This window comes from Candidatus Binatota bacterium (assembly GCA_012960245.1).
Taxonomy (GTDB): Bacteria; Desulfobacterota; Binatia; order UBA1149; family UBA1149; genus UBA1149.
Map to the genome: position 1 here is coordinate 13,114 of DUBO01000004.1, position 13,141 is coordinate 26,254.

Below are 13,141 nucleotides of genomic sequence, written 5' to 3' on the forward strand. Positions count from 1 at the left end.
ACACGGGCAACGGGATAAGGAAAAGGAATGCAGGTGAAACACTCGATGAAGAAACCAACCGGGCTGGCCTTTGGCGCGGTAACTACACTGGGAATAGTGTTGCTGGTACTGGCGGTTGCCAGGCAGGCAGGCGATCTACCGGCCGGGTTGTCCGGCGACCTTGGGTTCGGTAATGCCGGGCTGGCACTGGCCGGCCTGGGAGTGGGCACGGTAGCCACCGACGACAGCACCAACGACAGCACCGGCGCCCTGGATGCGCAGCAGCTGGCGGCCTCCACCCTGCGCGAGCGCTTCCTGCAAGGGACACCGTACGAAGAAACCGTAATCGACGCGCCCGCGGCACCTTCTTACGAACGCGGCTCGTCCTACCAACGGGGATCGAACAAGGCGGAAGTACTGCCGGCCGACGGCTGGCTGGCTGCGCCCAGCTCGAGCGAAAGCAACGGCGACGCCGACGCCGACGCCGCCAACCTGGCCGTCGATGAAATCCGCAAGGAAGTACAGAAGAATACAGCTGCTCCCGCGGCGGCTGTAAAGCCGGTGGCACCAGCTGCACCGGTGGCCCCGCCGCTCGTACAGACCGCCGAGGCTGCGCCCGGGGCCGTGCCGGCGATGTCGTTGCAAGTGGGAGCCTTCAGGCAGGTCGAGAGCGCGATGTCATTGAAGAACCGCCTGCTGCCTCGTTTCCCCGATACCTGGATAAGCCTTATAAATTCCGGCGGCGAGCCACTCTACCGCGTACGCGTGGGTCACTTCTTCGGTGTCGAAGAAACGACCTCGCTCAAGGCCGAGTTGCTGGCGCACGGTTTTCCCTCCTTCCGTACTACGAACTGAGGGCTGCCTTGGCGACCGCTGCCCTTGCTGATCGGGCCCGGGATACAACCCGGCGCAACCCGGTGGCGTAGTTTCCCCGAACAACTCCCTGCTCGGTTATTATCGCCGTCACCAGTTCGGAAGGCGTGACGTCGAAGGCCGGGTTGAACACCTTGACACCATCGGCCGCCACGCGACGGCCCGCCACGTGCGTGACCTCCGAAGCGTCGCGCTCCTCTATGGGAATGTCGTCGCCATGGGGACAACCAAGATCAATAGAAGAAGTGGGCGCGGCCACGAAGAACGGCACACCGTGCCTGCGCGCCAATACTGCCAGGGGGTAGGTGCCCACCTTGTTGGCCACGTCACCGTTGGCTGCCGTACGATCGGTGCCCACCACCACTGCGGCTATGGCACGGCTCTGGAACAGGCGGCCGGCCATGCTGTCGGTCATGAGCGTTACCGGGATCCCCAACTTCGTAAGCTCCCAGGCCGTCAGCCGAGCACCCTGCAGGTAGGGGCGTGTTTCGCCGGCATAAACTTCGCGCGAATTGTCCAGTTCCCAGGCCCTTCGTATGACTCCGACCGCCGTGCCGTAGCCGGCCGTGGCCAGCGCGCCGGCGTTGCAGTGGGTCACCAGCGGCCCGCGCCGCCGTATGAGCCTTGCGCCGTGCTCGCCGATGGCGCGATTGGCCGCCACGTCGTCGGTGAGCATGCGCCGGGCCTGCCTGACGAGCCTGCTCGATAAGCGCGCCGGCGTCATGCCCGCCTCCGCCGCGGCCACGGCCAGCGGGCGCAGGCTGCTCAGAGCCCAGGCCAGGTTGACCGCCGTGGGCCGCGAGGCCAGGAGCAGCGACGAGGCCGCGTCGTAGTCTTCGAGCAGCCGGCTCTTGCGAAACCGCGCGGCTTCAAGAGCGATGCCGAAAGCGGCGGTCACGCCTATGGCCGGCGCGCCGCGCACAACCATGCGGTTTATAGCGCGGGCCGTCTCACGCGCGCCGCGACAGCGGATCACCGTCTCCACAAACGGCAGCCGGCGCTGGTCGATGAGCTCGAGCACGCCGCTGCGCAGCGCTATGGGCCTTATTTCTGCCATCGTGTTGCTTAGCGGGGAGCCTCGTGACCGGCTGCCATAGGCCCACACACCCCGGCTACCGTCAACCGTGGGGAGGACATGGCCATCCAACCCCCGGTTGACCACCGGTCATTGCCCCAATAGGTTGGCTCAATGGAGAGGCAATCGCACACCGAGACCGTCCAGGCCACGCTGCAGCGCTGCTTTGAAACCGTCGTTGATTTCGAACGCTACCCCGACTGGTTCAGTGGCCTGGAAAAAGCAGACGTCATCGAGTCTGACCCCGACAAGGGGCTGTGGACAGTGCGCTACTCGCTCAACATGATAATCCGCACGCTGAGTTACACGCTCAGCTACAGCTCGACGACGCCCGGGCAGCTGCAATGGACGATGCTGGAGGGCGACGTCAACGACATCGAGGGCAGCTACGACTTCGTTGAGCTTGAGCCCGGTCTCACCGAGGCCACCTGCCGACAAGGAATAGACATCGGCTTCTGGATACCCGGGCCGGTGAAGCGCGGCTTCGAAGCGACAGCGCTCATCGCCTCGGTCAAAGAGTTCAAGGCCGCGGCCGAGTCGACCCCGGCTTAGCCGTCAGTCGGCCTTGCAGCTCAGCTTGCCCGGCTTCTGCTTGCAGTTGCTCGAGGTCTCCATGAAGCAGCGCGTGCCTATCGATATCCCTACCACGCCCTCGGCCGCATCGGGGCCCACGGGCAGGTCAATTTTCTTAGCGAGGACGAACAGCGACACGATGTTCTTTTTCGTGTCCATCGTGACCTTGGCCTTGGCCAGGCCGCTGTTGACACCATCCTTGTCCTTATAAGAAAACTTAACGCCGCCCTTCGCCTTCCACAGGCTCGTCGATACCGGGATGTCAACGTCAAATATGGCCGAGTCATCGCCGGCCGTGACCCGCATCGAGTCTAACTTCGGATCCATGCGTATGCGCCTGCACGTGCCCACTACCCCGCAGTCGGAGTTGCTCGTACACGCGGTCTCGTAGTCGCCACCTACGCACACGCTCAACGGCACGCTCCACTTGGCCACCACCTTGTCCTTACCCGCCTTGCTGGAGTCCTTGATCGACAGCTTCTTGAGCGTACCGCTCACACACAGGCGATCCTGCGGGGCCACGTCCAGCCCGTCGGGTACGGTGTCGCCGTCGGTGTCGGCCAGCGTGGGATCGCTACCCCAGCGGTACTCTGTTGCGAGCGTCGCGCCGTCACCGTCGGTGTCCGAACTGCCATCGTTACTCAAATCGCCGTCGTAGTACCAGGTCTCAAAGCCGTCTATCACGTCATCGTTGTCGGTGTCGCCGTCTTCGTCAACGCCGAAGGTGACCGCCTCGCAGACGTGCAGCATGGGGGCAAAGCGCCAGTCGCGCCACAGCGGCTGCAGCGAGGTGTTGTGGTAAGTCTGCTTGACGTTGTTGCCCGTAAAGCCGGCGGCTGTACCCGCCACCTCGGAACTCTGACCCATGGGGTAGATGAACTCGCCCTTGACGACGCTGCCCACCTCGATGATCTGCTCCCAGGTGCCGCGGTTGCCGCGCGGCGTGGGGTCAAACTCGATGGGCGTCTCGCAGCCACCCTGGCAAGGCAGGGCCGCCAGCGGGTGGTCATAATTGCGCATGGAGCGGTTGCTCGTGCCTATCGTCGGGTTGGCCGCGGCGTAGGTGCAGAAGCTGTCGTGCAGCACCTGTTTCCAGTCGCTGCCGTTGAAGTAGTCGCCGCCGTAAGCAGGAACGTAGGCGTTAACAACATCGCCCTCGGCCGCGTCAATGGCGTGCAGCACCCAGCCTATGGCCGCGTCACCGGTGGCCAGGCCCACGCCCGCCGCGCCGTACTCGTCGGAATAGATGTCACTGACCAGCTGGTTGGCCCAGCTCTTTATGTAAGTGGGCGCGTTGGACTGCACCGCGGCCGCCAGCGTGGTGCCGGCGGGCTCCACGACCAGCGGGTTGGTAAAGCGCCGGCCGCGCTCGGGGAAGTCGTTGTTGCTGCGCAACTCGTCGTCCACCGTGCCGCAGTCGCCGTGGGCCGCCAGGGCGGTGTCGAGCCGTCCGAGCAGGTAGCGGCCCGGCGTACCGGGGTCGATGATACCGGCCACGTACTTGTTAAGGCTGCGCAGGTCTTCCCGGTTGATCGACGAATCCAGTGACAGCTGCTCGAGTATGAGCTCCACGCGGTGGTTGCGCCCGTTCTCTCCCAGCAGCACGTCGTTGGCCACCGACTCCTTGTTGTTCCAGTTGGCCGAGTAGCCCTCGGACGGGTTGATGGCTTCAGGCATGGCCCTGATCTCGTACACCTCCCAGGTATCGCCCACCGAGGGCACGACCCCCCAGTCGTGTTCCAACGTGAGCGTGTCGTTGTTGTTCGAGGCTATGCGGCGGGTCTGCATGTGCCCGTTGCCAGCCGTTATGGACACGATGTACTCAGAGGCTTTGTCATCGGGGTTGTCGTAGGAGAAATTCACCGCCTCGGCCGAAAGGTCCTGGCCGGTAAAAGCACCGGTATCACTGAGGCTGTTGACGCCCGCCGCCGAGACCACGCCCGACAGCACGGGATAGGGATCGGCCGCCGTGCCGTCTATGGGCAGGCGGTGGTCGAGCCCACCCTGGCGCACGCGCATGAAACCACTGGTGTGGTAAGAAATATTACCCTGGCCGTGGTCGGTGCCTACGCCGTTCCACGCCTGGTTGTCGGCCTGGTAGAAGTTGTGGGTGGAAGGAATGAAACGGATCGCAGAACGCATGTCATCCACGCTCACGGCTTCCTGGAAGCGGCTGAAGCCGACCGCAGTAGTGCCCTCTTCGAGCCAGGTCGAGGCACCCGCCGCGACCATGGTTATGATCTCGCCTACGTCCACGGCCACGTAGTCCGAGCTGTCGTCGGGAATGGTCGTCCACGCGGTGGTGGTAGTAATGGTGGTGGCCGTACTCGAGTCGATGGCCCGCATCTGGCCGGCGCCGGTGCCGTCGGTTATGGCCACGTAGCCGCCCGTCAGGTCGGCAAATACAGCGCTGTTGTCGGTCAGGGTATTTGCGCCGGCCGAGTCGACCGTGCCCGCCACGTCGCCCGAGAACGACTGCACGACCCGGTTGCCGCCGGTGCAGCCGTTGACCGAGCAGACCTTGTTGGTCCTGAACACCGGTATCTGGTTGGTGCCCGACGACGGGCTGTAGACCAGCTCGATGCGCTTGGACACGGCCTCTTCTACGCCGTGGTGATCGTAGCGCAACAGGTCGAAGTCGCCGTTGACAAGTTGCTCGATATAAAACGACACCACCTGCATGTGGGCGGTGGTGGTGGTGTAGGCGACGTTGTCGGTCTGGCCGATAAGCGCGTAAGGCGCGGGCGCAAAGAACATACCGCGGCCGTTGATCTCGTCGCCCCTGAGCTCGGAGTAATGCATCAGCGAGGGCACCTGAATGCCGGTCTGGGGAAAACCACCTATCCAGGGCACGCCGGTCTCAGAGCGGTCAGGCGCTATCATCCACGCGTAGCTGCCCAGTGAGGGCCAGCCGCCCCACTTGCGAGCCGTGGCCTCGCGGTTGGCCATGGCCACGCGCAGTGGCTCAAGGCTGGCCGTGTAGTCTCTCATGGGATAACCGGGCAGGCGGGTTCGGCCGGTTGCGGCGGCCACTAGTTGGTCGGCCGCGCGTGCGATCTGCATCTTCTCGGCGGGCGTCCGGCCGACGGGCTCGGCCTTTGCCAGCGGGCCGCCATAGCCTGGCGTGCGCGAATCGGGCACCGACACCGGCGCCAAGGGGTCGTTGACCCAGTAGCGGTCGTCCCACAGCTCGGTTCCAACCGCCACACCGTAAGTGGCCTCGAGCTTGGCCAGCGCTTCGGCCATGCCTATCTCATCCCAGGCCTCAAAACCGAAATCACGCACCTGCAGTATGGCGAAGGACATGGCCAGCTCGGGCGTGAACTGGCTGCCGCTCGACGTGTAGGTGGCGCCGATACCGGGTGCCTCGTAGTAAGGGTCGAAACCCTCGCCCTGGGTGAGCACCTTGGCGTTGCCGAAAATATTGAGCGGCCCGGCCACCGCGCCCTGCTTGAAGAACTTGAGCGACATGGGTGCCTTGAGGTCACCCAGGGTCTTGTACATCTGGTTGATGGCGGCGTTGACGCCGTCCATGTAGGCGAGCAGCTCCTCCTGGGCCTCGAGCGGCAGCCGCTCGAACATCCCGTTGAGCTCCAGCCGCGAATAGCCGGTGCGCCGGGCGACGATGTCGTCGTCTATATCAATGCCCATCAGGCCGAGTGCGCCGTGCAGCGTGCCGCGTCCCACGTTGGAAAACAGCAGGAACTGCACCATGCGGTCGCCGGCCACCTCGTAGCCCAGCTGCCGCATGGCCTCGACGTCGGTATCGGCGCAGGTGTGGGGAAGCCCGAATCCCGGTTCGCGTAGCGTGACCGCGGCTGCCCGCGAACTCTCTACCGGCAACAGAACTGAAAACACGCCCACCAACAGGAGGACCGTTACGAGTTTCTTGACCATGGTATGACTCCTCGGCGTCGCCCGAAAGACGCCTGACTCGCCGAGTAGAAACCCCTGTCCGCCGTGTGTCAACGGAAAATTGACTTGCTGCGTGCGGCACCGCGCCCCGGCTGCCTGTTTGCCGCTCGCACGGCTACCCCCATTCGGGGGGGGACGGGGGAGAAGAAGTGGAGCCGAGCGGGATCGAACCGCCGACCTCCTGACTGCCAGTCAGGCGCTCTCCCAGCTGAGCTACGGCCCCATTCAGGAGTGCGGATACTAGGAGTTTTGCCCGGCGCGAACAAGTCGCCCGCGGCCGGCTTCAGTCGCAAGGCGGCTGCTGGATTGCGCGCGCCGGGCTGCTAATCTCGGTCATCGCCGCCGCGGGACAACCGCGGCGAGAAGCGAAACCGATCTGGAGCAGAACATGGGCACCCTCGTACTGGTAAGACACGGACAGTCTCAGTGGAATCTCGAAAACCGCTTCACCGGTTGGGTCGACGTGCCGCTCAGCGAGCAGGGCCGCGTGGAGGCGGGCCGTGCAGGGCAGGCGCTCAAGCAAACGGGCCTCCGGTTCGACCGGGCCTTCAGCTCCGAGCTCATCCGCGCCTGCGACACCCTGGACATCATGCTTTCGGTGCTGGGGCAGGAAGACCTCGCCATCACCCGCAACGCGGCTCTCAACGAGCGCCACTACGGTGATCTGCAGGGCCTGGACAAGGGCGAGACCATCGAGAAGTACGGAGCCGAGCAGGTGCACACCTGGCGGCGCAGCTACGACGTGCCGCCGCCGGGCGACGAGGGCGAAAGTCTCAAGGACACCGCCGAGCGAACCCTGCCCTGGTTTACCGCCAACATAATTCCCCCCGTCAAGGCGGGCGAGCGTGTGCTCGTGGCCGCGCACGGCAACAGCCTGCGCTCGGTTGTCATGCAGCTGGACGAACTCAGCCGCGAGCAGGTACTCGATCTCAACATCGCCACCGGCACGCCGTTGGTCTACGAGATCGACGCTGACGGCAAGGTGCTCTCGAGTGAGGTCCTGTCGCTATGAGCAACAGCCAACGAATCTGGCTGCGTTCGGCCGTGGGCATCGGGCTCGGTGCCGCTTGCCTGTGGGCGGTAGCAGCGCGGGTTGACCCCGATGAGCTGGCCGCTTCGTTCTCGCGCCTGAGGCCCGGCTGGCTGGTGGTGGCAGTCTTCATCAGCCTGGGCATACAACTGCTCAGGGCCTGGCGCTGGAAGGTCGAACTGTCGGTGCTGGCCGAGCTGGGCTACTGGACCACCTGGAAGGTAGTGTCGGTGTCTTACATGATGATCAACGTGCTGCCCTTCAGGCTGGGCGAGCCCGTGCGACCGCTGCTCATGGCGTGGAAGTCGGGCCTGCGCGTGCCGGCCATCGTGGGCAACTGGGTTTTCGAAAAGATGATGGATGCCGCCGCCATGGTGTTCTTCGTGCACCTGGCGCTGCTGTCGGCCGACCTGCCCGACTGGGCGGGTGCAGCGTCGCGAGGCAGCCTGGCCTTGTTCGGCCTGATGGTGGCGCTGGTAGCGGGCTACTGGCTGGGCGGCGACCAACTCATCGACTCGGCGCTCGGCCGCCTGCTGCCCACGAACGCTTCGCGCAAGGTGAGCGCCGCGCTGTCATCGGCCCGCGAGGGACTGAGCGTGCTGCCCAACACCGGCCTGGTGGCGTTGGTGGCCCTGCTGACGCTGGCCCTGTGGTCGCTGCCCGTGCTGTCGAGCTGGGTGCTGATACTGGCCTTTGATTTCGACCTTCCCTTTGCCGCCGCACTGGCTGTGTTCGTAGCCATCGGTGCAGGCACTGCCCTGCCCAATCCGCCGGGCATGGTGGGCGTATTCCAGGTGGCCACGGTGGTGGCACTCGGGCTGTTCGGGGTGCCGCTGGCCGACGCGGTGGCTTACGGGCTGCTGCTCAACGCCATACAACTGCTCACCCTGGTGGCCCAGGGACTGGTGGCGCTGCCCCTGCTGGGGCCGGGTGCCGGCGAGGCCACCCGCCGCGCACTGTCCGAAGACGCTGTGTCTTCCTGAGCGCGACTCAGCGGCCGCGCATACCCCAGTTCATCTTTCGCCTGAGCAACGAGAAGAACGACTCCTCGCCCAGGCCGAGTATCACCGCGCGGTTGCGCGAGCGCGACAGCTCCACCACGTCGCCGTTGTCCAGGTCCACCGACTGCTGCCCGTCCATGGTCAGCAGGGCTGGTCCCTCGCCCGCCACCTTGATCTCGATCAACGACCGGTCTGGTACCACCAGCGGCCGGCTGGTCAGCGTGTGTGGCGATATGGGAGTGAGCACCAGCGCCGCCACCGACGGCTGTACGATCGGCCCGCCCGAAGACAGCGAGTAGGCCGTCGAGCCGGTAGGCGTAGCCACGATAAGTCCGTCGCCCTGCCAGGTGCAGAGGTAGTCGCCGTCGACGTCGGCCTCGAGCTCGAGCAGGCGCGAGGGTGTGCCACGGGTGATCACCGCGTCGTTTAGCGCCTGGCTGCGTAGCACGATCCGGCCTCCGCGCCTTACGCGCACCGACAGCATGCTGCGCGGGTCGGGACTGCACTGGCCCGAAAGCACCCGCTCCATGGTGCGGTAGAGGCTGCCGCGGTCAGAGCCGGCGAGAAATCCGAAGTTGCCGTGATTGATGCCCACCACGGCCGCCGCCGATGGGCCCGACAGGCGCGCGGTACCCAGCAGGCTGCCGTCGCCACCCAGCACCACAACGAGGTCGGCCTCCCGGAGCATACGCCGGCGGTCCAGCCCCGGCAGGCGATCGCCGGTGGCCCAGGATTCGTGCGCCAGCACCTCCAGCCCGCGTTTGCCCAGCCAGGCGGCCAGGCGACGGGCGGCCGCCACGGCCTCGTCGGAACCCGGGCGAGCCACGATACCCACCTTGCGGTAACGCGTTTTTGCCGTATACGACATAGCCCCTATCCTATGACAGGTTGCGTGGGGTGACCAAGCCCCTGCAGTCTTCGCTCTTTGCCTCGGCCGATGACGCTGGCCGCGTACCGCTGGCCGAACGCATGCGTCCGCGCTCGGTGGACGAGCTCGTGGGACAGGCCGCAGCCCTCGGCCCGGAATCTTTCCTCGGGCGCATTCTCAGGGGCGCGCCGCCGCGCTCGTGCATATTGTGGGGGCCACCGGGCAGCGGCAAGACCACCGTGTCGGGGTTGCTGACGGCCCGCGACGACGTGGAGCTTGAGACCCTGTCGGCCGTGTTGAGCGGGGTCAAAGACCTGCGCCTGCTGTTCGAACGCGCCCGCCAACGCCGCGAACTCGAGGGCCGCGGCACGCTGCTGTTCGTTGACGAGATACACCGCTTCAACAAGGCCCAGCAGGATGCATTCCTGCCTCACGTGGAGTCGGGCAACGTGGTGCTGGTGGGCGCCACCACCGAGAACCCGTCGTTCGAGGTCAACGGTCCGCTGCTGTCACGCTGCCGCGTGGTGGTGCTTGGGCCACTCGACGCCGAGGATATATCACTGCTGGTCGACAAGGCGTTGGCCGACGAGGACAGGGGCCTGGGCAAGCTCGGCCTCGCGCTGGAAGACGACGCCCGCGAATTCCTCTGCCGGCAGGCAGGCGGCGACGCGAGGGTGGCCCTGGGAGCCATAGAGGCAGCAGCCGACCAGGCCCTGGCCACCGACACGCGCCTGCTGTCAACCGCGCTCATAGAGCAGGGCCTGCAGAAAAAAGCTCTGGCTTACGACCGCGCGGGCGAAGAACACTACAACGTCATCTCGGCCTTTATCAAGAGCATGCGGGCCGGCGACGTCGACGCGGCGCTGTACTGGCTCGCGCGCATGCTCGAAGCCGGCGAGGACGCCATGTTCGTGGCCCGTCGCATGGTCGTGTTTGCCAGCGAAGACGTGGGCCTGGCCGACCCGGCGGCGCTGTCACTGGCCGTGGCGGTCAAAGACGCGGTGCACTTCGTGGGCCTGCCCGAGGCAGCCATAAACCTGTCTCACGGAGTGGCCTACCTTGCACGCGCGGCCAAGTCGCGGGCCTCGCACGACGCCATGCTGGCGGCAACCGCCGAGGTGAGCGAGACGGGTAGCCTCGCGGTGCCCAGGCACTTGCGCAACGCGCCCACGCAGCTGATGAAAGACCTGGGTTATGGCCAGGCGGCCGACGACGCCTCGGGCAACCTGCCCGCGGGCGTGGCTCGTAAAAAATTCTTCAGCGAGGGCTGACTCTCAACGCCCGGCCAACTGGTGAATCCGTTGACCGTCGTAGTCCACGGTCACCAGCTCGAGCCCGCGCGAGGGAGCGGTTCTGCCGGCGCGTACGCGATCTCCGTGCTCGAGCAGGCGCTCGAACTCGGCGACCTCCATATCACCCAACGCGGTGTCGACCATGCTGCCAACCATCACCCTGACCATGTTGCGCAGGAAGGCGTTGCCCCGCACCTCGTACTTGAACAGCCCCGCCTCTTCGCTCCAACTGCTGCTGAAGATGCGGCGCATGGTGCTCTCGGACCCGCAGTCACTGGAACGAAAGGCGGCAAAATCATGCGTACCCTCCAACATCGCGGCCAGCCGCGAGAGCAGCTCAAGGTCCAGCCCCGGCACCACGTGCCAGGCACGGTCGGCCTGCAGCGGTGAATCGGGGCGGCCGGCCACCAGCGTGTAGCGATACAGCCGTCCGGTGGCCTCGCGCCTGGGGTCAAAGCCGGCGTGGGCATCTCGCAGGTCGCGCAGCGACATCGCCCTGGGCGTGAGTCCGTTCAACTTGCCCTGCAGGCGGTAAAGATCGGTGTCTGCCGCGACGTCAAAGGCCGCCACCTGGCCGCTGGCGTGCACGCCGGAATCGGTACGACCGGCACCCTCCACCCGGCAGGGTCTCCCGGTGGCCGTAGCCAGCGCCTGCTCCAAGGCCCCCTGCACGGTGGCCAGGTCGGGTTGCACCTGCCAGCCGGCGAACGCGCCGCCGTGGTACTCCACGAGGCAACGCGCCCGCCTTGAGTCGGCGCCGTTGGATAGTTGCGCTTCGTCGTTTGAAGCCGAGTCGCTCAGGGGCCCGTCTCCCTCGGCCCGGTGCCCACCCGCCTGGCCGCTGCCTGCAAGCGATTGAGCGCGTCAACAAACGCGAGCGCGGAGGCCATGATGATGTCGGTGTGCGAGCCGTGGCCACGCACCACGAGGTCGTCCTGGCGTACCAGGCAGGTCACTTCGCCAATGGCATCCGTGCCGCCGGTGATACCCTTGACCTGGTAGCTCTCCAGGCGCGGCGACAAGCCGGTGGCCTTTTTGATCGCAGCAAAGCAAGCGTCAACAGCACCGTCTCCACCCGAATCGGCCGAGCGTAACTCGCCGTTGACCAGCACGCGTAGCTGGGCCGAAGGCTCACCACCCAGCGAGGACGACACCGCCAGGTCCTTGAGTTCGAAGGCTCCCTCCACCTCGGAGTCGTCGGCGACCAGCGTGTAGAGATCCTCGTCGTAGACTTCCTTCTTCTTGTCGGCCAGGGCCTTGAAGCGAACGAACACGTCGCTGAAGTCGATGTGCTCGAGGTTCACGCCCAGGGTCTTGAGGCGATCAGCCAGCGCGGCGCGGCCCGAGTGCTTGCCCAGCACCAGGGCGGTGCTCACCCGGCCCACCGACTGCGGTGTCATGATCTCGTAGGTGAGCTTGTTCTTGAGCACGCCGTCCTGGTGTATACCGGCCTCGTGGGCAAAAGCGTTGTCGCCCACGATGGGCTTGGTAGGAGAAATCGTCACGCCTATGGTGCGCGCCAGCAGTTGGCTGCAGGGGTAGATCTGCTCGGTGTTTACGCGGGTGTCGACGCCGTAGTGATCGGCGCGGGTCTTGAGCACCATCACGACTTCTTCGAGCGAGGTGTTGCCCGCCCTCTCGCCTATGCCGTTCAGCGTGCACTCCACCTGCCTCGCACCGCCCTCCACGGCAGCCAAGGTGTTGGCCACCGCCATTCCGAGGTCGTTGTGGCAGTGTGCGCTCCACACGACATCGCCGCCTCCCTCGGTGTTGGCCCCCAGGAAAGTAAACAACTCACGCGTTCGTTCGGGCACCGCGTAGCCGGTGGTGTCGGGCACGTTGCACACAGTGGCGCCCGCGGCTATTGCCGCCGAAAAAACCTCGCAGAGGTAGTCTCGATCGCTGCGCGAAGCGTCCTCGGCCGAGAACTCCACGTGGTCCACGTACTGCTTCACCCGCTCAACGGCCCAGGCGGCGGCGTCCACCACCTCTGCGCGGCTCATGCCCAGCTTGTACTCCAGGTGCAGGTCGGATGTGGCGATAAAAATATGTATCCCCGGGCGCGCGGCTCCCTCTACAGAGCGGAGGGCATCGTCCAGGTCTTTCTCGGCGGGACGGGACAGGCTGAGCACCACGGGCTCTCTCACCGTCGCCGATACTTTTTTTACTGCCTCGAAATCGCCAGGCGACGCGGCCGCGAAACCGGCCTCGATGACATCGACCCCCAGGGCCTCGAGTTGCAGCGCTATGGCCACCTTTTCCTCGGTGTTCATGGTGCAGCCGGGCGATTGCTCACCGTCCCTCAGCGTGGTGTCGAATACTCTTACCCAGTCCTTATCTTTTTCCATCGTCTTGCTTCCTGTTCGTCATCGACGGGATACTATCGAGCCGCGGCAGCCTATATACCCGCCATAAACAAAAAGGGCCGCGGGTTATGCCCACGGCCCTTTCATTGGCGCCACGAGCGTTACGTCCCGCCCGTGGCCCGGTCATCGCGGTGTATACCTACACCACCGCCGAACCCACGGACGGGCT

10 protein-coding genes and 1 tRNA gene are annotated in these 13,141 nt (G+C 65.5%); 5 read left to right on the forward strand and 6 right to left on the reverse strand.

What is annotated here, in order from left to right:
• Positions 1-27: 27 nt before the first annotated feature.
• Positions 28-834: an SPOR domain-containing protein gene (locus tag EYQ35_00365; GenBank protein HIF62600.1), complete on the forward strand. Its 807-nt coding sequence runs from the start codon at positions 28-30 to the stop codon at positions 832-834.
• Here the strand turns inward: EYQ35_00365 and mtnA are convergent.
• Positions 824-1,909: an S-methyl-5-thioribose-1-phosphate isomerase gene (gene mtnA, locus EYQ35_00370; protein HIF62601.1), complete on the reverse strand. Its 1,086-nt coding sequence runs from the start codon at positions 1,907-1,909 to the stop codon at positions 824-826. The genes EYQ35_00365 and mtnA overlap by 11 nt on opposite strands.
• A gap of 132 nt (positions 1,910-2,041) precedes the next feature.
• Between mtnA and EYQ35_00375 the strand changes: the two genes are divergently transcribed.
• Positions 2,042-2,479, forward strand: a complete 438-nt coding sequence (locus tag EYQ35_00375; GenBank protein HIF62602.1) for a hypothetical protein — start codon at positions 2,042-2,044, stop codon at positions 2,477-2,479.
• A gap of 3 nt (positions 2,480-2,482) precedes the next feature.
• Here the strand turns inward: EYQ35_00375 and EYQ35_00380 are convergent, their stop codons facing one another.
• On the reverse strand, positions 2,483-6,397 hold the full coding sequence (locus tag EYQ35_00380; GenBank protein HIF62603.1) for a hypothetical protein: 3,915 nt from the start codon (positions 6,395-6,397) through the stop codon (positions 2,483-2,485).
• A gap of 168 nt (positions 6,398-6,565) precedes the next feature.
• Positions 6,566-6,638, reverse strand: a tRNA-Ala gene (locus tag EYQ35_00385).
• Positions 6,639-6,803: 165 nt separating this feature from the next.
• Here EYQ35_00385 and EYQ35_00390 point away from each other — a divergent pair.
• A complete protein-coding gene (locus EYQ35_00390; protein HIF62604.1) occupies positions 6,804-7,427 on the forward strand; it encodes a 2,3-diphosphoglycerate-dependent phosphoglycerate mutase in 624 nt (207 codons plus the stop codon).
• Positions 7,424-8,428: a flippase-like domain-containing protein gene (locus tag EYQ35_00395; protein ID HIF62605.1), complete on the forward strand. Its 1,005-nt coding sequence runs from the start codon at positions 7,424-7,426 to the stop codon at positions 8,426-8,428. Before EYQ35_00390 ends, EYQ35_00395 begins: the two co-directional genes overlap by 4 nt.
• Before the next feature lie 7 nt (positions 8,429-8,435).
• Here EYQ35_00395 and EYQ35_00400 read toward each other — a convergent pair whose 3' ends face one another.
• A complete protein-coding gene (locus tag EYQ35_00400; GenBank protein ID HIF62606.1) occupies positions 8,436-9,314 on the reverse strand; it encodes an NAD(+)/NADH kinase in 879 nt (292 codons plus the stop codon).
• 29 nt (positions 9,315-9,343) lie between these two features.
• On the opposite strand from EYQ35_00400, the gene EYQ35_00405 reads away from it, so the two are divergent.
• Positions 9,344-10,585 (forward strand): replication-associated recombination protein A, encoded by a 1,242-nt coding sequence (locus EYQ35_00405; protein ID HIF62607.1) that lies wholly within the window; start codon positions 9,344-9,346, stop codon positions 10,583-10,585.
• Positions 10,586-10,588: 3 nt separating this feature from the next.
• Here EYQ35_00405 and truA read toward each other — a convergent pair whose 3' ends face one another.
• Complete coding sequence (gene truA / locus EYQ35_00410) at positions 10,589-11,407, reverse strand: tRNA pseudouridine(38-40) synthase TruA (protein ID HIF62608.1); 819 nt, start codon at positions 11,405-11,407, stop codon at positions 10,589-10,591.
• Positions 11,404-12,954 (reverse strand): 2-isopropylmalate synthase, encoded by a 1,551-nt coding sequence (locus EYQ35_00415; GenBank protein HIF62609.1) that lies wholly within the window; start codon positions 12,952-12,954, stop codon positions 11,404-11,406. The genes truA and EYQ35_00415 overlap by 4 nt, the downstream gene beginning before the upstream one ends.
• Positions 12,955-13,141 lie beyond the last annotated feature (187 nt).